Source organism: Herbaspirillum lusitanum (genome assembly GCF_046025995.1).
Taxonomy (GTDB): domain Bacteria; phylum Pseudomonadota; class Gammaproteobacteria; order Burkholderiales; family Burkholderiaceae_D; genus Herbaspirillum; species Herbaspirillum lusitanum_A.
This window is the reverse complement of the sequence record NZ_JAQQFM010000011.1, coordinates 82435-102907: the sequence shown is the minus strand read 5'-3', so window position 1 is coordinate 102907 and position 20473 is coordinate 82435. Positions and strand designations below refer to the sequence as shown.

The 20473-nt window shown below is 61.0% G+C and carries 14 protein-coding genes; 10 read left to right on the top strand and 4 right to left on the bottom strand.

All coding sequences use genetic code 11. The features are described from left to right. The first annotated feature begins 243 nt into the window (after nucleotides 1-243). The 9 genes from PQR62_RS22115 to PQR62_RS22075 all read left to right on the top strand — a co-directional run bounded on the left by PQR62_RS22115 (nucleotide 244) and on the right by PQR62_RS22075 (nucleotide 14338). On the top strand, nucleotides 244-1779 hold the full coding sequence (locus PQR62_RS22115; protein ID WP_408160207.1) for an FAD-linked oxidase C-terminal domain-containing protein: 1536 nt from the start codon (nucleotides 244-246) through the stop codon (nucleotides 1777-1779). Nucleotides 1780-1784: 5 nt separating this feature from the next. Further along, nucleotides 1785-2894, top strand: a complete 1110-nt coding sequence (gene glcE, locus PQR62_RS22110; protein WP_408160206.1) for a glycolate oxidase subunit GlcE — start codon at nucleotides 1785-1787, stop codon at nucleotides 2892-2894. Between the two features lie 72 nt (nucleotides 2895-2966). Beyond that, nucleotides 2967-4211 carry a glycolate oxidase subunit GlcF gene (glcF, locus tag PQR62_RS22105; protein ID WP_408160205.1) on the top strand — a complete coding sequence of 415 codons (1245 nt, stop codon included), beginning with the start codon at nucleotides 2967-2969 and terminating at the stop codon, nucleotides 4209-4211. Nucleotides 4212-4647: 436 nt separating this feature from the next. After that, a complete protein-coding gene (locus tag PQR62_RS22100; RefSeq protein WP_408160204.1) occupies nucleotides 4648-5937 on the top strand; it encodes a dicarboxylate/amino acid:cation symporter in 1290 nt (429 codons plus the stop codon). Between the two features lie 477 nt (nucleotides 5938-6414). Continuing rightward, the gene (gene treP, locus PQR62_RS22095) at nucleotides 6415-7860 is read left to right on the top strand and encodes a PTS system trehalose-specific EIIBC component (protein WP_408160203.1); all 1446 of its coding nucleotides are present in this window, start codon (nucleotides 6415-6417) and stop codon (nucleotides 7858-7860) included. Between the two features lie 94 nt (nucleotides 7861-7954). Further along, nucleotides 7955-9646 (top strand): alpha,alpha-phosphotrehalase, encoded by a 1692-nt coding sequence (gene treC / locus PQR62_RS22090; RefSeq protein ID WP_408160202.1) that lies wholly within the window; start codon nucleotides 7955-7957, stop codon nucleotides 9644-9646. Nucleotides 9647-9809: 163 nt separating this feature from the next. After that, complete coding sequence (locus tag PQR62_RS22085; RefSeq protein WP_408160201.1) at nucleotides 9810-11081, top strand: maltoporin; 1272 nt, start codon at nucleotides 9810-9812, stop codon at nucleotides 11079-11081. 80 nt (nucleotides 11082-11161) lie between these two features. Then, on the top strand, nucleotides 11162-13792 hold the full coding sequence (gene ptsP / locus PQR62_RS22080; RefSeq protein ID WP_408160200.1) for a phosphoenolpyruvate--protein phosphotransferase: 2631 nt from the start codon (nucleotides 11162-11164) through the stop codon (nucleotides 13790-13792). Nucleotides 13793-13876: 84 nt separating this feature from the next. Next, the gene (locus tag PQR62_RS22075; protein ID WP_408160199.1) at nucleotides 13877-14338 is read left to right on the top strand and encodes a hypothetical protein; all 462 of its coding nucleotides are present in this window, start codon (nucleotides 13877-13879) and stop codon (nucleotides 14336-14338) included. Nucleotides 14339-14483: 145 nt separating this feature from the next. On the opposite strand, the gene PQR62_RS22070 is transcribed toward PQR62_RS22075, so the two are convergent. From PQR62_RS22070 to PQR62_RS22055, 4 genes are all read right to left on the bottom strand, one after another. Next, nucleotides 14484-14945: a PCC domain-containing protein gene (locus PQR62_RS22070; RefSeq protein WP_494410469.1), complete on the bottom strand. Its 462-nt coding sequence runs from the start codon at nucleotides 14943-14945 to the stop codon at nucleotides 14484-14486. Then, on the bottom strand, nucleotides 14945-15511 hold the full coding sequence (locus PQR62_RS22065; protein WP_408160197.1) for a PCC domain-containing protein: 567 nt from the start codon (nucleotides 15509-15511) through the stop codon (nucleotides 14945-14947). Before PQR62_RS22065 ends, PQR62_RS22070 begins: the two co-directional genes overlap by 1 nt. Continuing rightward, nucleotides 15508-17127 carry an acyl-CoA synthetase gene (locus PQR62_RS22060; RefSeq protein WP_408160269.1) on the bottom strand — a complete coding sequence of 540 codons (1620 nt, stop codon included), beginning with the start codon at nucleotides 17125-17127 and terminating at the stop codon, nucleotides 15508-15510. Before PQR62_RS22060 ends, PQR62_RS22065 begins: the two co-directional genes overlap by 4 nt. A 130-nt stretch (nucleotides 17128-17257) precedes the next feature. Continuing rightward, the gene (locus tag PQR62_RS22055) at nucleotides 17258-18445 is read right to left on the bottom strand and encodes an acetyl-CoA acetyltransferase (protein WP_408160196.1); all 1188 of its coding nucleotides are present in this window, start codon (nucleotides 18443-18445) and stop codon (nucleotides 17258-17260) included. A 767-nt stretch (nucleotides 18446-19212) separates the two neighbouring features. Between PQR62_RS22055 and PQR62_RS22050 the strand changes: the two genes are divergently transcribed. Further along, nucleotides 19213-20250, top strand: coding sequence for a TRAP transporter substrate-binding protein (locus PQR62_RS22050; protein ID WP_408160195.1), 1038 nt, complete (start codon nucleotides 19213-19215; stop codon nucleotides 20248-20250). Nucleotides 20251-20473 lie beyond the last annotated feature (223 nt).

The following is a 20473-nucleotide window of genomic DNA, read 5'->3' as shown; positions in this document are numbered from 1 at the left end:
AAATATATTCATTGAGCGCCGTGAATTCTTTTCAGTGCCCGGCGTCGCACGCCAGCGTCCTTGGCGCCGGCAAACTTCGCTACACTTGAGGCCTTGCGGAATGCTGCACGCATGCAGGTTTCAGGACAGCTCTGAAGCACTGCCGGGAGTCGGAGACCAGACCGCAGAAGCGGCAATATCAAACGATAAATTTTCTTCCCTGTGCAGTACCGCCTTTTAGCCCGAAGCCGATAGAGGTTGAGCATGAATGCGCTTGTCCCCCCCTTAGTTGATCCATCAGTTACTCCACCCGTCGCGCCTTCAGTCGCTCCATTCTTCACGCCCGCGCGTCAGCGCGAAGTAGTCGAGGCCTTGCGCCGCGCGGTGCCTGCGCATTGCGTGCTGGCCGACGAAGAAGATACCCGCCCGTATGAATGCGATGGCCTGGCCGCGTACCGGCAATTGCCGATGGTGGTGGTGCTGCCGGAGAACGAAGTCCAGGTGATCGCCGCGCTCAAGGCTTGCCACGCGCTCAAGGTGCCGCTGGTGCCGCGTGGCGCCGGCACCGGCCTGTCGGGCGGCGCCATGCCGATTGCCGATGGCGTGGTGCTGTCGACCGCCAAGCTCAACAAGATCATCAAGCTCGACAAATATTCGCGGACGGCGGTGGTGCAGCCGGGCGTGCGCAATCTGGCAATTTCGGAAGCTTCGGCGGCGCACGGTCTGTACTACGCACCCGATCCTTCCTCGCAGATCGCCTGTTCCATCGGCGGCAACGTTGCTGAAAATTCCGGCGGCGTGCATTGCCTCAAATACGGGCTGACCATTCACAATGTCCTGCGCGTGCGCATGGTGACCATCGAAGGCGACGTGGTGGAGCTGGGCGGCGGCGCGCTGGATGCACCCGGCCTCGATCTGCTGGCGGTGTTCATCGGCTCCGAAGGCATGCTGGGCGTGGTCACGGAAGTGACCGTCAAGCTGGTGCCCAAGCCGCAACTGGCGCGCGTGATCATGGCCTCCTTCGACGACGTGGTGAAGGGCGGCGACGCCGTCGCCAACGTGATCGCCGCCGGCATCATCCCGGCCGGTCTGGAAATGATGGACAAGACCAGCTCACGCATGGTCGAGCCCTTCGTCAAGGCCGGTTACGACATCGATGCCGAATCGATCCTGCTGTGCGAATCGGACGGCACCAGCGAAGAGGTCGAGGAAGAAATCGGGCGCATGAGCGAGGTGCTGAAAAACAGCGGCGCCACCGCGATTGCGGTCTCGCAATCCGAAGCCGAGCGGCTGCGTTTCTGGTCCGGCCGCAAGAACGCCTTTCCGGCCGCCGGCCGCATCTCGCCCGACTACTACTGCATGGACGGCACCATTCCGCGCAAGCGCCTGTCGGATGTGTTGCTGGGCATCGCCGAGATGGAAAAGAAATACGGCCTGCGCTGCGCCAACGTATTCCATGCCGGCGACGGCAATCTGCATCCGCTGATCATGTTTGATGCCAACATCGCCGATGAATTTCACCGCGCCGAAGCCTTCGGCGCCGAGATCCTCGAGCTGTGCGTGGCGGTTGGCGGCACCATCACCGGCGAGCACGGCGTCGGCATCGAAAAGATCAATTCCATGTGCGTGCAGTTCGCACCGGAAGAGCGCGAAGCCTTCTTCAAGGTCAAGCGCGCCTTCGACATCGCCTTCCTGCTCAATCCGGACAAGGCCATTCCCACGCTGCACCGCTGCGCCGAATACGGCCGCGTGCATGTACAGCGCGGCCAGCTCCGCTTCCCCGAATTACCGAGATTCTGAGAACCATGCACGACACCCCACAGCAACAGAGCAGCGACGCGCTGCAGGCGACTCTGGAAAATTTCCGCAGCCGCATTCAGGCTGCTAGCGCGCAGCGTACGCCGCTGCAGATTCGCGGCGCCGGTACCAAGGACTGGTATGGCCAGACGCTGCAGGGCGAGCTGCTGGACACGCGCGCCTACCGCGGCATCGTCGATTACGAGCCGACCGAGCTGGTGATTACCGCGCGTTGCGGCACGCCGCTGGCCGAAATCGACGCCGCGCTGGCGCAGCACAATCAGATGCTGGCCTGGGAGCCGCCGCGCTTCGGCGGCATCTCCACCGTCGGCGGCATGGTGGCGGCCGGCTTGTCCGGTCCGGCGCGTCAAAGCGCCGGCTCGGTGCGCGATTTTGTGCTGGGCGCGGTGCTGATGGATGCGCAGGGTCAGGTGCTGCATTTCGGCGGTCAGGTGATGAAAAATGTGGCCGGCTACGATGTCTCGCGCTTGCTGACCGCTTCGCTCGGCACCCTGGGCCTGATTCTTGAAGTCTCGCTCAAGGTCTTGCCGCGTCCGTTCGCCTCCAACACGCGGGTGTTTGAAGTCGATCAGGAAAACGCCATCCGTCTGCTCAATGAATGGGGCGGCCAGCCGCTGCCGCTTACCGCCAGCGCATGGGTCAACAATGTCTTGACGATTCGTCTGGCCGGCGCGCAGGCGGCGGTGGACTCCGCCATCAGGAAGCTGGGCGGCAGCGAGCTGTCCAACGGCGACGATTTCTGGCGCGATCTGCGCGAACAGACGCATGCCTTTTTCGCGCAGCCGGAGCAGGCGCTGTGGCGTTTGTCGCTGCCATCGACGACGCCCGCGCTGGGCTTGCCCGGACGTCAATTGATAGAGTGGGGCGGTGCGCAGCGGTGGCTGCGCCCGGACGACGGCAGCCACGGCGATGCGGTGGCGATCCGCGCGGCGGCGATCCAGGCCGGCGGTCATGCCAGCCTGCATCGCGGCGGCGACAAGAGCATAGGCGTGTTTCATCCGCTGCAGCCGGCGGTGGAGCGCATTCACCGCAGACTGAAGGCCGAGTTCGACCCGGCCGGCATTTTCAATCCGGGCCGGATGTATGCCGGCCTTTAAACAAGCCACCCGTCAGACCCGCCAGCAAATAAGCACGCAAACAAGCCCGCGCAGCACTGAGACCGAGACACCATGCAAACCAATCTAGCCGATTTCATCCGCGACACGCACGACGGCCAGGAGGCGGACGCCATCCTGCGCACCTGCGTGCACTGCGGTTTTTGCACCGCCACCTGCCCGACCTATCAATTGCTGGGCGACGAGCTGGACGGCCCGCGCGGCCGCATCTATCTGATCAAGCAGGTGCTGGAGGGCAAACCGGCCACGGCCAGCACGCAGTCGCATCTGGATCGCTGCCTGACCTGCCGCAACTGCGAATCGACTTGCCCCTCCGGCGTGCAATACGGCCGGCTGGTGGACATCGGCCGCAAGGTGGTCGAGCAGCAGGTGCCGCGTCCGCTGTCGCAGCGCGTGGTGCGTACCGCATTGAAAGAAGTATTGCCGCGCAAATGGATTTTCCGCCCGGCCATGAAGCTCGGCCAGATGGTGCGTCCGCTGTTGCCGCAGGCTTTGCGCAACAAGGTGCCGCTGCAGCAGGAGGCCGGCGCGTGGCCGACACGCGTCCATACGCGCCAGATGCTGCTGCTGGACGGCTGCGTGCAGCCCTCGATGTCGCCCAACATCAACAACGCCACCGCGCGCGTGCTGGACAGTCTCGGCGTGCAATTGTTCGTGCCGCCCAAGACCGGTTGCTGCGGCGCGATCCGTTATCACATGAACGACCAGGACGGCGGCCTCGACGACATGCGCCGCAACATCGACGCCTGGTGGCCCTACGTGGAAGGCAAGGACGGCATCAAGGCCGAAGCCATCGTGATGAACGCTTCCGGCTGCGGCGTCACGGTCAAGGAATACGGGCATCTGCTGCAGCACGATCCGGTCTATGCCGAAAAGGCGCGCCGCATCTCGCATCTGACGCGTGACATCAGCGAAATCCTGCCCGAGTTCGAAGCCGAACTGCAGGAAAAACTCAAGGGCCGGGCCGGCAAGCGCGTGGCTTACCATCCGCCGTGCACGCTGCAGCACGGTCAGAAAATCCGCGGCAAGGTCGAGGGCATCTTGCGCGCCGCCGGCGTCGATGTGCAGCTCTGCGCTGATAGTCATCTGTGCTGCGGTTCGGCCGGTACCTACTCGGTATTGCAACCGGAACTGTCTTACCAGCTGCGCGACAACAAGCTCAATAATCTGCAGGCGACGCAGCCGGAGATGATCGTCACCGGCAACATCGGTTGCGTGACGCATCTGCAATCGGGCACCGACACGCCGGTCAGACACTGGGTCGAATTGCTGGATGCCGCCTTGCATCAGTCGGCATAAGATTCGATAAAAGCCAACTTTCTTCATCAGGCTCCGCTAAGGCGGAGCTTTTTTTTATCTTTTTTTATCGTGTTTTTCAAATGCCGGTCCCGCGTCTGCGCCCGCGCTTTGCATGGTGTTTCTCCTCTGAGAAGCCCTCTTGCTGATCCTCAGAAATCCGGCGAAATGCCAGCAGATGCCGCCCGGCAAGGGGCTTGACGGATCACCCTCCAAGTCAATAAGCTTCGCCCCTTTGCCATTTCCGGCAGAAGAATGAGAAATTTCCTTGTGGAAATTATTCGCGCGCGCCAGAACGAAGCGATATCTGCCTGTCTAAAAAACCGATCAGGCTAGGCTTGTCCCTCATGGGATCTGATCATGCGCGCCACGCGCCAACCTTCAATAACGCCCGACGCACAGGCCAGAACTTTCGCCGGCAGCAGGGCAGGAGACCATCTTGAAAAAACGCATTCCACCCGCCTTCTATATTTTCGTCTCGATGCTGCTCGGCATCCTGGTCGGCTATCTGATTTTCTCCCATTACGACAAGGCCGAGGCCAAGGAACTGGCGGGCTATATTTCCATCGCTTCCGACATGTTCCTGCGCCTGATCAAGATGGTGATTGCGCCGCTGGTGTTTTCGACGCTGGTGGTCGGCATTGCGCACATGGGCGATGCCAAATCGGTCGGCCGCATTTTCGCCAAGTCGCTGACCTGGTTCCTGCTGGCCTCGCTGGTGTCGCTGGCGCTCGGGACGATCATGGCCAATCTGCTGCAACCGGGCGCCGGCGTCGCCTTGCCGCCGCCTGATGCGGGTGCGGTCACCGGCCTCGCCACCAGCAAACTGAACGTCAAGGAATTCTTCAACCATCTGGTGCCGAAGTCGGTGGCAGAAGCGATGGCGCAAAACGAGATTCTGCAGATCGTGGTGTTTTCCATGTTCTTCGGCGTTGCGCTGGCGGCACTCGGAGAGCGCGGCAAGAATCTGCTGGCGGTGGTGGACGATCTCTCGCACGCCATGCTGAAGATCACCGGCTACGTGATGAAAATGGCGCCGCTGGCGGTGTTTGCCGCGATGGCGGCGACCGTGGCGGTCAACGGTCTGGAAATCCTGATCAGCTTTGCCGTGTTCATGCGCGATTTCTATCTCTCGCTGGTGTTGCTGTGGGGTTTGCTGGTGCTGGCCGGTTTCGCCTTCCTGCGTCGTCGCATCTTTCACCTGCTGACGCTGATCAAGGAAGCCTTCCTGCTGTCCTTCGCCACCGCCAGTTCCGAAGCCGCGTATCCCAAGCTGCTTGACGCGCTGGATCGTTTCGGCGTGAAGCGCAAGATTTCCAGCTTCGTGATGCCCATGGGCTATTCCTTCAATCTGGATGGCTCGATGATGTATTGCACCTTCGCCACGCTGTTCATCGCGCAGGCCTATGGCATGCATCTGTCGGTGAGCACGCAGATCACCATGATGCTGGTGCTGATGCTGACCTCAAAGGGCATCGCCGGCGTGCCGCGCGCCTCGCTGGTGGTGATCGCCGCCACGCTGCATCAGTTCAACATTCCCGAAGCCGGCCTGCTGGTGATTCTCGGTATCGACACTTTCCTCGACATGGGCCGTTCGGCCACCAATGCCGTCGGCAATTCGATTGCCACCGCCGTGGTCGCCAAGTGGGAAAACGGTCTGCTCAGCGAGCAGGAGGCGGCGGACGCTGCCAACAAGATCGAAGCCGAAGCGGAGCTGAAACTGGGCTAAGTCATCGCCACCTGTCACGTATTTTCTAAACCGCCGGAGCCTGGTGCCCGGCGGTTTTTTTTCGTTCGTTTTCGATTGATGGCATTGAAATTCCCTTCGATTCCATGTGCTGAATCAAGGATTCCTCTTGCAATGGCAAGTGCAACCGTACATTTTTCGCCACATTAAAAAGAGGAGAAATACATCAAAAATAAAAAATCGTAATTATTCGTGACGCGCCGCAACGGTGAATGCTTGCGAGATCGTCATCTCTATTTCCGTGGCGGAAGAATGGCTACGGCATTGCTTGAAGGGCTCGCCTCGCGCAGGATGTTCGGGCTTCCCCAGAACTTGTTCTGGGCGCGTCTGGCGATAGTTTTAGTCATTCAGAAATGTAGCGTGCGTTGCAAAAGATTGCCCCTGCTTTTTCCGTTGACACTGCCTGCTCCAGAAAATAATTTCTCCGCTCATCAAGAAATTTGAAGGGCCGGAGACCAAATGAAAAACAACTACGCTGCGATTGCCGAGCGCATTCTGGAATGCATAGGCGGCCAAAAAAATATCGTGCGCGCCGCCCATTGCGTCACGCGCCTGCGCATCGCGCTCAAGGATGAGGCGCTGATTGAGCGTGCTGCGCTGGATCAGATCGATCTGGTCAAGGGCGCCTTTCAGAGCGACGGCATTCTGCACGTGGTGATCGGCGCCGGCGATGTGGAACGCGTCTACGCTGCGATGCTGGAACTGACCGGCATGCAGGCCGCCACCGTGGCCGACGTGAAGACCGAAGGCGCGTCTAAAGTCGGCCCCTTGCAGCGTCTGGTGCGGGTGTTCTCCGACGTCTTCATGCCCATCCTGCCGGCCATCGTGGTGTCCGGTCTGCTGATGGGCATCAACAATCTGCTCGGCATCGAAGGTCTGGTGCATCCCGGCGAAACCCTGCTGCAAAGCTATCCGGAATTCGGCGGCGTCTGGGACCTGATCAACATGGTCGCCAATACTTCATTCGTATTCCTGCCGGTGCTGGTCGGCTGGTCGGCCGCCAAGCGCTTCGGCGGCAGCGAGGTGCTGGGCATCGTGCTCGGCCTGCTGCTGGTGCATCCGGCGCTGCTCAATGCCTGGGAATACGGCAAGGCGGTGGCCCATCTCGATGGCGCGGTCATGCCTTATTTCAATCTGTTCGGCCTCCATGTCGAGAAGGTCGGCTATCAGGGGCAGATTCTGCCGACGCTGGCGGCCACCTGGCTCATGAGCCAGGTCGAGATCTGGCTGCGTCGCCGGGTGCCGAACGCGATCCAGTTGCTGGTGGTGCCCATCGTCACGGTGATGATCAGCGGGGTGCTGGCGCTGGTGCTGATCGGCCCGATCACGCGCGGCATCGGTAATTATCTGGCCGAAGGCGTCATCATGCTGTTCGATTTCGCGCCGGTGCTGGGCGCGCTGATCTTCGGCCTGCTGTACGCGCCGCTGGTGATCACCGGCATGCATCACCTGTTCATCGCCATCGATCTGCAACTGATCGCCAATCAGGGCGGTGCGGTGCTGTGGCCGATGGTGGTGATGTCGAATCTGGCGCAGGGCAGTGCGGCGCTCGGCATCTATCTCATCGTCAAGCGCAGCAAGGAAAAAGGCATGGCTTCGGCATCGACGCTGTCGGCCTATTTCGGCATTACCGAGCCGGCCATGTTCGGGGTCAATCTGCGCTACAAATTTCCGTTCTACATGGCACTGATCGGCTCGGCTGCCGGTTCCATCTTCATCACGCTGGAGCGCGTACGCGCCACCGCCATCGGCATCGGCGGCCTGCCGGCGTTCATTTCCATTGTCCCGACGCAGATTCCGCCCTTCATGGTCGGCATGCTGCTGGCCTTGCTGCTGCCGGTGCTGCTGACCTGGCTGGTGGCGCGGCGGCTGGTGCTGCGGGCGCAGCCGGCAATGGCGGCCTGAGCGCGCCCGACGGCCGCAATTTCCAGCGGCATGCGCTTATCAGGGCGTGCATTTTACCGAGCAGTACTGATTCCGGAAACCGAGGAGGCACAGCATGTCCGGCACACATCAATGGAAAAATTCGGTGGTCTATCAGATCTATCCGAGGAGCTTTTACAGCAAGCACAATCGCGCCACCGGCGATCTGGCCGGCATCATTGCCAAGCTCGATTATCTGCAATGGCTGGGTGTGGATTACCTGTGGCTGTGCCCGGTCTATCCTTCGCCGCAATGCGACAACGGTTACGACGTCAGCAATTATTGCGATATCGATCCGGCCTTCGGCACGCTGGACGAGTTTCGCGAACTGGTGGCGCAGGCCGGCCGGCGCGGTATCCGCATCATGATGGATATCGTGGTCAATCACACTTCCACCGAACATCCGTGGTTTCAGGCGGCGCGCGCCAGCCGCGACAATCGCTATCGCGATTTCTACATCTGGCGCGACAAGCCGAATCGCTGGCAATCCAAATTTGGCGGTTCCGCGTGGGAGCTTGACGAAGCCAGCGGCCAGTATTACCTGCACCTGTTCGACAAAGGCCAGGCCGATCTCAACTGGGAAAATCCTTGCGTGCGCAAGGCGGTAGTGGAGATCGTGCGCTTCTGGCGCGATCTCGGCGTCAAGGGCTTCCGCTTCGATGTCATCAATCTGATTTCAAAGTGTCCCCTGATGAGCGATGACGACAGCGACGGCCGCGCCTTCTATACGGACGGCCCGCGCGTGCATGAGTATCTGCGGCAGATCTATCAGGAAGTATTTGCCGGCACCGACCTGATCAGCGTAGGCGAGATGTCGTCGACCACGCTGCAGCACTGTCTCGATTACACCCATCCGGAACGCCAGGAACTTTCGATGGCCTTCAGTTTCCTTCATATGAAGGTGGACTATCCGAACGGGCAGAAGTGGGTCAAGGCCGCGCCCGATTTCATCGAACTCAAGCGCGTGATGGGCGAGTGGCAGAACGGCATGCATGCCGGCAATGGCTGGAACGCGCTGTTCTGGTGTAACCACGATCAGCCGCGCATCGTTTCGCGCTTCGGCGACGATGGCCGCTATCGGGTGGAGTCGGCCAAGATGCTGGCGACCGCGCTGCATTGCCTGCAAGGCACGCCCTATGTTTATCAGGGTGAAGAAATCGGCATGGGCAATCCGCATTTCGAAACCATCGAGCAGTACCGCGACATCGAAACCCACAACGCCTATCAGCGCTTGCTGGCCGAGGGCCTGGCGCCGTCGCAGGCACTGGCCGTGATCAGCCAGAAATCGCGCGACAACAGTCGCACGCCCATGCAATGGGACGGCAGTCCGCATGCGGGATTTTCCACCCATGCGCCCTGGATCGACCTCTGCCGCGACTATCGCGAAGTGAACGTGGCGAGCGCCCGGCGCGATCCCGATTCGGTGCTGCATCACTATCGCAAGCTGATCGCGTTGCGCAAGACGCTGCCGCTGCTGGTCAACGGCGCCTATCAGGATCTTTTGCCGGCGCATCCGCAACTCTGGGCCTACCTGCGCTATGACGCCGAATCCGCTTTGCTGGTGCTGAACAACCTGAGCGACGAGGCGTCGGAATTCTTGCTGCCGGACGGCGCAAACGAGCTGTTGCCGCAAGGACGCCCTCATGAAGCGCGTCTGATCATCGCCAACTATCTCGATCGCGAGCATGAGCACGGTCGTGAAAAGAACGCCGGCTTCCATCGCGTGCTACTGCGGCCTTACGAATCGCTGGCCTTGCATTTCACCTGATCGCAGCGCAGCACAGTATTCACGTCGGAAAGCGCAGGCATTTTTTATCAGAGCTGCGGTGCGGCTCATCAGAAACATCGTCTTCAGAATCGGAAACAATATGCAGAACATTCCTCCTCACACAACTGAGCCGCAACAAGCCGCTCGTCATGCCGCAGGCAGCGTGCCGAACCAACTCCGTCGTCGCCGGATGCTGCCGCGGTCGTCGCTTTCGCCGCTGTTTTCAATGCTGTCGCTGATGGCAGGCGGCATGCTGATGCCCCTGTCGGCGGCAGCGCTCGACTTGTCGGATTCGCTGAGCTTCAACGGCTATGCGCGCGCCGGCTTCGGCTGGCTGGATGGCGGCGCCGGGCAGAGCTGCTTTCAACTGCCGGGCGCACCGGGCAAATATCGTCTCGGCAATGAGTGCGAGCAGTACGCCGAGCTGGAACTTGAAAAACGCATCTATCAGGGAGAAGCGGGTTCCAGCCTGAGCATCGTCGGCATGGCCAGCCTGTACAACGCCTACAACCGCGCACCAGTGTTTTCCGGGCAGGACGGCAATGTGCGTCTGCCGCAGCTGTATGTGAAGTACAGCAATATCGCCGCGCTCAACGGCGCCACCCTGTGGGCCGGGCGACGCTATTACAAGCGCCACGATATTCATATCTCCGATTACTACTTCTGGAACCCCAGCGGCACCGGTGCCGGTATTGAAGACGTCAAACTTGGCGAGGTCAAACTGAGCTACGCGTTCTCGCGCAAGGACAACATTTATCAGGAAGCCAGCGCCAACCGCCACGACTTCCAGGTCAATGAGATTCGCACCAATACCGACGGCCTGCTCGATGTCGGCGTCTCCTTCGTCGAGAAGAGCAGCAAGGTGGCCGATGCCACCAGCGGCTGGTCACTGAGCATGCTGCACACGCAGAAGCCGTTTCTGGGCGGCAGCAACAAGCTGGCCCTGCAATATGGCGTCGGGCCCGGCATCGGGCTCGGCGCCACCGGCGATCTGCATGCCGGACGCGACGTCAAACGCTGGCGCGCGCTGGAGTCCTTCGACTGGCAAATCACGCCGGCTTTCGGTGGACAGGCGCTGCTCGGCTATCAAAAGGATCAGGCTCCCGGCGCCGGCCAGAACTGGTGGACTGCAGGTTCGCGCCTGTCATATGCCTTCAGCGACCACTTCAAGTTACAGACAGAAATCGGGCATGACCGCGTCACGCCGGACAACGGCCCAACGCGTTCGCTCAGCAAGCTGACCATCGCGCCGACCTGGGCCATGGCGCGCAGCTTCTGGAGCCGGCCTGAAGTGCGTCTGTACCTGACGCTGGCGCGCTGGAACAAGGCCGCACAGAACGCCGCAGCGTCCGCCACCACCCTGGCTGCCGACGGCGCCTTCGGCAATCGCCTGCAAGGCAGCAGCATAGGCGTGCAGGTCGAAAACTGGTGGTAAGGCGGCTGCAAGCAAGCTCCTTCGACAACGGCCAGCGGCCGGATTCAAGGTCCGGCAATGAATACCTCAGCGAGAAAATCATGGCAGATCAGATTCAAAGCGACATCCTCCGCATCTTCGCTCCCTTGTCCGGGGTGATCGTGCCCTTGCACGAAGTGCCCGACCCCACCTTTGCCGAGAGGCTGGTAGGCGACGGCATTTCCATCGACCCGACTTCCAACGTCATGCTGGCGCCGGTCAGCGGCACCATCGTCCAGCTCAATGCTGCACGTCACGCCGTGATCATCCGTACCGAGAACAAGCTGGACGTGATGGTGCACATCGGGCTCGACACCGTGAACCTGAAAGGCGCGGGCTTCGAGGCCTGCCGCGCGCTGGGCGACAAGGTGCAGGCCGGCGATGAACTGATCCGCTTCGATATCGACAGCATCGCCTGCAACGCGCGCAGCCTGCTGACCCAGATCGTTGTGATGAGCGACGCCGTGGTGCGCCAGATCAGTTTTGCCCCGACTGCCGAAAACGGCCGGGTGCTGGTGCAAGCCGGCGTCGATCACATCCTGACGGTGGAAGCGCCGGTGCAGGCGCTGGCAGGCGGGCAGAACAATGAAGCCGACAGGGCAGACCTGGTCGCCGCCCATCTGGTGATACCCAATCCATCCGGCATGCATGCGCGGCCCTCCGCAGTGCTGGCAGCCAGGGCGCGCCAGTTCAGTTCCGACATCCGCATGAAGCAAAGCAGCGAGGGCAAGCAGGAGCAAATAGCGGGAGGCGGTCGGCAGCCGGTCAATCTGAAGTCTGCCTCGGCCATCATGCAGCTGGGACTGGCGTATGGCGATGCGGTCAGCATCTTTGCCAGCGGCAGCGATGCGCGGGCTGCGGTCGATGTTTTGGCAGAATTGCTGCGCAACGGCTGCGGCGACGACCTGAGTATGCCGCCTCCTAAGATCGAGGCGCCGCGCAACCCACCGCGTTCCGCTGCTGCTTCGCTGGCAGCGCCCGCTTTGAGCGGCTCGGCTGCAGAGCCGGTCGCATACGGTACCCAACTGAGCGGCCAGCCGGCTGCGCCGGGCAAGGCGGTTGGCGCCATCTTCCAGTTCCGCGCCAGCAAGCCGCGCATCGTGGAAAAGGGCGGCGATCCCCGGCACGAACTGAACCGTCTGGAAATCGCCTTGCGCGAGGCCGGTGATCGTCTGCGGCAGATGGCCGATGCCGACGGCACCGCGAGCGAGATTTTTTCCGCGCATCGCGAGCTGATGGAAGACCCCGAGCTGTTGCACGCCGCACGCCGTCTGATCGGAGCAGGCAAGAGCGCCGAATTTGCCTGGAACCATGTCTGCCGCGCCACGGCCGCGGCGCTGGCGCGGCTGGAAAATCAATTGCTGGCCGGCCGCGCCTACGATCTGGAAGACATCGCCGAGCGCGTGGTGCGCCATCTGAGCGGCAGCAGCCTTGCCATCCCGGTGATTCCGGCCGGCAGCATTCTGGTGACTGATAACCTGACGCCGTCGCAGACGGTGATGCTTGACGTGAATGCGCTGGCCGGTTGTTGCCTGAGCGAAGGCGGCGCCACCAGTCATGCCGCGATCCTGGCGCGCTCGCGTAATCTGCCGATGATCTGCGCCATGGACGCCGGCATCTTTCAGCTGGAAGACGGACGCAGCGCCATCATCGACGCCGACGGCGGCGTGTTGCAACTGGATCCCGATGCTGACGCGCGCAATCGCATTGAGGCCGGACAAAAGGTCTTGCAGCAGGAGCAGGCCGACGCACTGGCGCAAGCCGGCGAGCCGGCGGTGACGCAGGACGGCCGCCGCATCGAAGTCGCCGCCAACGTCGCCGGGCTGGACGATACCGAACAGGGCATCGCCTGCGGCGCCGACGGCGTCGGTCTGCTACGCTCCGAATTCCTGTATCTGGATCGCTCCGATGCGCCCAGTCTGGATGAGCAGGCCGCGGCTTACACAGCCATGGCGAAAGCGCTGGGGCCGCAACGGCCGCTGGTGATCCGCACGCTCGATGTGGGGGGCGACAAGCCCCTGGCTTATCTGCGTCAGCCGGCGGAAGAAAATCCTTTCCTTGGTTTGCGCGGCATTCGTCTCTGCCTCGATCAGCCGCAACTGCTGGCGACCCAGCTGCAGGCGATTCTGCTGGCGGCGGGTGAGGGCAATGCGCCTTTGCACATCATGTTTCCGATGATTTCATCGCTGGAAGAATTGCGGCAGGCGCGCGCCATTCTGGAGACCGAACGACGAGCCATCAACCCGGCGCCGGAGGTCAAGATCGGCATCATGATCGAAGTGCCGTCGGCGGTGCTGCTGGCCGACAAGTTCGCCGAAGAAGTGGATTTCTTTTCCATCGGCACCAACGACCTGACGCAATACGTCCTTGCGATGGATCGCGGCAATCCCAAGCTCAGTTCGCAGATCGACGCCTTGCATCCGGCGGTGCTGCGCATGATCGCGATGACGGTGCAGGCGGCGCACGCCAGAGGCAAGTGGGTCGGCCTGTGCGGCAATCTGGCGTCCGATGTCGAGGCGCTGCCGCTGCTGATCGGTCTGGAGCTTGATGAGTTGTCAGCCAGCGTGCCGGTGATTCCTTCCCTCAAGAAGCAGATACGCGCGCTCAGTTACGGCGCCTGCCGCCAGCTGGCGCAACAGGCGCTGAATGCCGCGACGGTAGCGGATGTACGCGCCTTGCTGCGCAGCAAATAGATTTCATATGCGGCGTTTTGGAGATGAGTTTAAGCGCTGTGTGTATAGCCATCGCCACCCAATAGTATTGATCCGGAGAGCAAGATGAAGAGCTTGAACAATTTTCTGCAACGACTGGACCAGATGTTTTTGCCAGGCCCGGACATGATCCGCAATCTGCTCGGCGAGGATGATGATCAGGTGCAGGGCGGCAGCGCTCGGCTTGCGCCAAAGCATGATGGACGCAGTTTCGATGCGGGTGATCTGGCGGCTTGCCTGCGGGCGGTTGGCGGCAAGTCCAATCTGCACTCGGTGCGGCATATCGCGCTGACGCGGGTCAGGCTGGAGTTGAAACAGGAGATCGGCAGCGGCGGCTTGAGCGCGCTGGCGGTGAGCGGCTGGAGTCCGCGTCTGGGCATTGCTGCGAGCATGGCCTGCAGCGAGCGCGTGCTGCATCTGATCGCCGGTGCAGATGCGGCCGCCCTGGCGCAGGCGCTCGGCAGATTTTCAGAGGCGACGGGCGGCGATAACAAAGGAATTAACGTGGGTGACGCTGCCGCTGTCTGAACAGCGGGCAGGGCTGAATGGCCCGATTGAACGACGATTTAACGATGCAACCATACATCCGCTCCGTCACTCAATCAAAAACGAAAACAGCATGCCGGTGGTCATTGCACCGGCATGCTGTTTCAATTGACGAGATCTGCTTAGCTCAGGCGTGCGCCAGTACGGCGGGAGCCTGCGCCGTGCTGGGAATCCATTCCTGCAGGGTAATTTCGATGGTGATGAAGGAGAGATTGGCGCCGCGCACGAAGCGGCCGGCGTAGATCTTGCCGTCGAGGTCGGCAATGACGCCTTGCAGCGGATTTTTCTGCGCCTGCCCAGGACCGCCGAAGCCGATTTCCCCGAATACATTGAGGATCTCGACGCCGGGGCCGTTGACTTCCATCTCGCGCCAGCCGTCGGCGGTGGCGTAGGCCAGGTGGCCGTCGATCAGACTGCCGATCGCGCCGCGCACGATGGCTGTCTGCATACCGTGCTGGCGGCACAGCGCTTCCACGCTTTCGGTCAAGTCCTGGTTGGGCTTGAGCCGCGCCATCACGAGCTTTCCTAAAGTGCCTTCCTGTACCTGAATATCGTTGTCTGTCTCTGTGTTATTGACTGATGTCGTCATCATGATTCCATGGGTGTCGGATGCAATAGACTGAATAGCGTTTCTTCATCGCTGTTGACGACGAAGGCGCCCTGTGAAAACAAGCAAAGGCGGATGATGAGCGGATCGTCGCCCACTTCCACCGTGTCGAGCAATAAATGCCCGCCGTGTATTGTGCCATCGCCGTCGATGAAACCGGAATGGCAATGCAACAATACTTTTCCTTCCTGATTCTGGCCAACCGTGATGGCGCCGGTCACAAACGTGATGACGCCCTCCAGGACAAACGGCGGACCGTAATCGTAAGGACGATTCTTGTCCTTGGTGTTTTCGATGCGGTGATAGTGCAGCTTGCGCGCGGTGCCGCCGCACATGCGGCCGACGCCGCCGCGCTGGCCGTAGCGCGCCAGCACTTCGCGCAAGGCTTCACCGACCCTGGTGCCGGGTTGTAGCGTGATGCGCAGTTCTTCGGCCGGGTTGGCTTCCAGGTCCAGCATGCGCGGGTAGCTCTGCTGGCCGGCGTGAAGAAACTTGCGGACCTCGACAAAGCCCGGATCCCCGTCAGCGGATTTGTTGGAAATCTTCATAAGCGGTATTCACCTTTTTCCTCAAGCAGACTCTTGATCTGCTTCTTGACGATCTTGCCATAGCCGGATTTCGGCATGGTTTCCCAGAACACGAAGCGGCGCGGCCATTTGTATTTGCCGATGCGCTCTTCGAGGTGCGCGAGCAGTGCTTCTGCGCTCACACTCTGTCCCGCCTTGGGCACGATCACGGCCAGGCCGCTTTCGCCCCACTTGGGATCGGGCACGCCCAGCACCGCGACTTCGGAAACGGCCGGGTGAGTCAGCAGCGCCTCTTCGATCTCGCGCGGATAAACGTTGGAGCCGCCGGAGATATACATGTCCGAAGAACGGCCGGTGATGTAGAGGAAGCCTTCCTTGTCCACATGGCCGAGGTCGCCGGTGTGGAACCAGTCATGCTTGAAGGCCTTGGCATTGGCTTCCGGATTGTTGTGATAGCCCATGAACACGGCCAGCCCGCGCACGCAGATTTCGCCGGTTTCAAAGGGCGCCAGCTTCTTGCCGTCGTCATTCAGGATCGCGATTTCCATGCCGGTGCGCGGCATGCCGCAGCTGCCGACGCGCGCCTGGGGATGCTTGTCGTCTTCCTGGTGCATGTAGGGCGGCAGTACGGTGATGTTGCCGGTGACTTCGCCCAGGCCGTAGTATTGCACCAGCACCTTGCCCAGTTTCTTCAGGGCGAACACCTGATCGGCGCGATACATGGGCGCGCCGGCGTAAATCACATACTTCAGCGAGCTGTGGTCGTAGCGGTCCACCGATTCGTCTTCGGTCAGAATCTTGACGATGGTCGGCACCGTGAACATGTTATCGACGCGGTATTTCTCCACCAGCTGCCAGGCTTCTTCGGTCACCAGACGCTCGCCCGACAACAGAATGCTGGCCGCACCGCGCGCGGTATTGATCACGGAATGGATGCCGGCGCCATGCGACAGCGGCGCCACCACCAGCGAGCGCGATGCATGCGTCAGGCCCGGCATCAGGTCGGCGATGTGGTTGGTCACCACAAACGCCATCTGCCCGTGCGACAACATGCCGGCCTTGGGATGGCCGGTAGTGCCGGAGGTGTAGAAGAACCACAGCGGGTCTTCGAAATCGACTTCCACTTCATCGAAAGCCTGCTGGCCGGCTTCAGCCACCAGTGCGTCGTAACTCAGTTCGCCCGGACGTGCATCCTGCAGCGCGATCACATGTTCCAGCGTCGGCGATGCCGCTTTGACCGCATCCACATAGTTGGCAAAGCCGGCGTCGTACATCATCACGCTGGCGCCGCTGGACTGGCCCAGATAGGCTGCTTCCGGCGGCGTGATGCGGAAATTGGTCGGCACCCAGACCACGCCCAGCTTGAACGCCGCCCATGCAGTTTCAACGATCTGCTGGTTGTTGCGCGAGTGCACCAGAAACTTGTCGCCCTTCTTGATGCCGCGTTGCTGCAAGGCATGCGCCAGCGCATCGACGCGATCATTGATCTGCTTCCAGGTAACGATTTTGTCGTCGCCGTCGGCGCCGCCCTTGCTCAGGATCAGGCCAGGCTCATCGGGAATGCGGCGCGCCACGTCGGATAGAAGGCGGCCCAGATTCATCACTTTTTTTAACATCGTCTCACTCGTGCTTTTAATTGATTTTGAAATAGTGCCGGCGGGTACCGCTGACGTCCTGTGGTCCGGTGTTCAGCTTGCCGTTTGCTTGCTGCCTGAATTTCCAGCCGCATGCCGGCGGAAATTCAGGCTCGCTGACCGCGTCCTGCGATCAGGAAATGCGTTCCAGAATGCTCACATAGTTGGCCACTGCCGCGCCGCCCATGTTGAACACGCCGGCATAGCGCGCATTCGGAATCTGCATGTCGCCGGCGTCGTGGCTGACCTGCATCGCCGCCATCACGTGCATGGAAACGCCGGTGGCGCCGACCGGGTGGCCCTTGGATTTCAGGCCGCCGGATGGATTGACCGGCAAGCGGCCTTGCTTGGTCGAGATGCCTTCCAGAATCACGCGTGCGCCCTGGCCGGGTTCCGCCAGACCCATGGCTTCGTATTCCAGCAGTTCGGCGATGGTGAAGCAGTCGTGGGTTTCCACCAGCGACAGGTCGTTGAGCGTCATGCCGGCGGCGGCCAGCGCCTGCTTCCATGCCAGGCTGGCGGCTTCGAACTGGGTCGGGTCGCGGCGGCTCAGCGGCAGATAGTCGCTGGTGTGCACCGCCGAGCGGAACTGCACTGCGCGCGGCATGCTCCTGGCGACATCGGCTGCGCTCAGGATCAGCGCAGCGGCGCCGTCGGATACCAGCGAGCAGTCGGTGCGCTTGAGCGGGCCGGCGACGAAGGGATTCTTTTCGGAAACGTTGCGGCAGAAGTCATAGCCGAAGTCCTTGCGCATGTGGGCATAAGGATTCACGAAACCGTTCTTGTGATTCTTGGCGGCAATCGCGGCCAGCGCATCCGACTGATCGCCGTAGCGGTCGAAGTAGGCCTGTGCGATCTGACCGAACACACCAGCGAAGCCGCCCGGTACACCGGCTTCTTCTTTCGCGTAGCACGCCTTCAGCAGAATCTCGCCGACCTGCGGCGTGGCCAGTTCGGTCATCTTCTCAAAACCGATCACCAGCGCGTGCTTGGAGTGGCCGGCTTCAATGGCGTGCAGACCGGAGTGGATCGCGGCCGAACCGGTGGCGCAGGCATTCTCGATGCGGGTGGCCGGCTTGAAGCGCAGTTGCGGCAGCGTATTGATCACCAGCGAAGAGGGGAAGTCCTGATACAGGAAACCGGCGTTGAACGTGCCGATGTGGATGGAGCTGATGTCTTCCGGCTGCAGGCCGGCGTGTTCGATGGCGGCCTTGGCGACCTGGCCGATCAGAACTTCAGGATCGACGCCGTCGAGCTTGCCGAATTGGGAATGGTGCCAGCCGGTAATGCAAGGTGCGGATGAAGATGAAGAGGCGGTCATTTTATGTCCTTATTAACACGTGTGATTACGGTTTACATGACACCAATATGCAAAATCGATGCCACGCGAAAATGGTCTGCCGCCTGCGACTTTTTGTTGTTGCTTTGTCCAGCGGTGAGGATGCGCGCCACGTTCATATCCGAAAGTTGCGTGCCCCCGTTCTGCTGGCTTCGGGCAGGCCTGGTGATGCTTCGCATGCAGTTGATGTTTGCCTCTGGTCTGTCTCCTGACGGCTGCGTGCGCCGGTCTTGTCTGCCTGCTCCGGCGCTGCTGCAGATGCGCTCCGGCTCAGCCCGACGCATCTTTCAGCCGTGCTCTTTTTTGCTTGGTGTGATCTGCGATCCGACTGCTTTCCGATTGTATTTCGGGGGGCACTTATTTCAGCTTTGCCGCTGTTTCCCTGATCATCGAAATGCGCGCCGACACTCATCGCCGCTGCTGAAGATAGCACGTCCCGCAGACTTGTAAATTTGCTGCAACGCCGCATGAATACTGGGCCGACAACTGTCTACAGTGTCGCTTTGCATGCGACACAAATGCGACACCTGTCGCATCAAAATAAACCAGAGATAAAGCGCCTTGTGCTCTTGTCGAAGAGCGTCTTTATGGCCGAGAATGTAGCCGCAATGCCGTTGACAGGGAGGAAGCGGTCATTGGCCGGCGCAGGGTCGGCCGGTTGGCATCCAAATTGCTCTAAGACGCATAAGCAGTGTTGACACAACGTGGTCAGCGTATTTCACATAAAACTACAATCAGGAGACAAACAGATGGGCAACCCCACTGGTAACATCACTCGCCGTAATTTTCTGAAAGCCACTGCAGTGACTTCCGTGGCAGCAGCGACCGGCATGACTTCGCTGCACGCCAATGCCGCTGCAGAGTTCACGCTGAAGTACGCCAACAATCTGCCGGTCACGCATCCGATGAACACGCGCGCGAAGGAAATGGCCGCCAAGATCGCCGCCGAATCCAAGGGCCGCATCGATCTGCAGATCTACCCGAACAGCCAGCTCGGCACCGACACCGACATGCTGTCGCAGGTGCGTTCCGGCGCCATCGATTTCTTCACACTGTCGCCGCTGATTCTGGGCACGCTGGTGCCTGCTGCGCAGATCAGCGGTATCGGTTTCGCATTCAAGGACTACAGCCAGGTATGGCCGGCCATGGACGGCGAACTGGGTGCGCACGTGCGCAAGCAGATCGACGCCAAGTCGACCCTGTTCGCATTCGAAAAGATCTGGGACAACGGCTACCGCCAGATCACCAACAGCAGCAAGCCGATCAAGACTGCCGACGACCTCAAGGGCATGAAGCTGCGCGTGCCGCCAAGCCCGCTGTGGACCTCGATGTTCCGTGCCGTGGAAGCCGCACCGACCTCCATCAACTTCGCTGAAGTGTATTCCGCGCTGCAGACCAAGATCGTCGAAGGCCAGGAAAACCCGATGGCGATCATCTCCACTGCCAAGTTGTATGAAGTGCAGAAGTTCTGCTCCATCACCAACCACATGTGGGATGGTTTCTGGTTCCTGGGCAACAAGAAGGCCTTCGAAAAGCTGCCCAAGGATCTGCAGGACATCATCACCCGCAACGTCAACGAAGCCGGCCTCAAGCAGCGCGTCGACGTCAAGGCATTGAATGACTCGCTGGTCGGCGAAATGAAGGGCAAGGGTCTGGCCTTCAATGAAACCGACAACGATTCCTTCCGCGCCAAGCTGCGCAGCGCCGGCTTCTACGCCGAATGGCACAAGAAGTTCGGCGATGAGCCTTGGGCCCTGCTCGAGAAGTACACAGGCAAGCTGGCCTAATCCGGGAGCGTGTTATGCACTATTTCAGCCCCCGCGTTCGAATGAGAGGGGATGCAGTGCAAGGCGCGCCGCGCAGCACAGGGCGGTGCCCTGCGCAAGCGTCGCAACGCCGCAATGCGCCGTTCTCACTCGAACCCTTTGGGCAGTCCCGGCAACGGGCCGCCTGCTGCGTTACTCCTTCTTGCCGTGGCACCGCCACGTCGCGTCGTCGCGTCTTGCATCC

Coding starts and splice junctions, on each gene's coding strand:
- PQR62_RS22115 (WP_408160207.1), top strand. CDS start 244: ATGAATGCGCTTGTCCCCCCCTTAGTTGATCCATCAGTTACTCCACCC.
- glcE (WP_408160206.1), top strand. CDS start 1,785: ATGCACGACACCCCACAGCAACAGAGCAGCGACGCGCTGCAGGCGACT.
- glcF (WP_408160205.1), top strand. CDS start 2,967: ATGCAAACCAATCTAGCCGATTTCATCCGCGACACGCACGACGGCCAG.
- treP (WP_408160203.1), top strand. CDS start 6,415: ATGAAAAACAACTACGCTGCGATTGCCGAGCGCATTCTGGAATGCATA.
- treC (WP_408160202.1), top strand. CDS start 7,955: ATGTCCGGCACACATCAATGGAAAAATTCGGTGGTCTATCAGATCTAT.
- ptsP (WP_408160200.1), top strand. CDS start 11,162: ATGGCAGATCAGATTCAAAGCGACATCCTCCGCATCTTCGCTCCCTTG.
- PQR62_RS22075 (WP_408160199.1), top strand. CDS start 13,877: ATGAAGAGCTTGAACAATTTTCTGCAACGACTGGACCAGATGTTTTTG.
- PQR62_RS22070 (WP_494410469.1), bottom strand. CDS start 14,945: ATGACGACATCAGTCAATAACACAGAGACAGACAACGATATTCAGGTA.
- PQR62_RS22065 (WP_408160197.1), bottom strand. CDS start 15,511: ATGAAGATTTCCAACAAATCCGCTGACGGGGATCCGGGCTTTGTCGAG.
- PQR62_RS22055 (WP_408160196.1), bottom strand. CDS start 18,445: ATGACCGCCTCTTCATCTTCATCCGCACCTTGCATTACCGGCTGGCAC.
- PQR62_RS22050 (WP_408160195.1), top strand. CDS start 19,213: ATGGGCAACCCCACTGGTAACATCACTCGCCGTAATTTTCTGAAAGCC.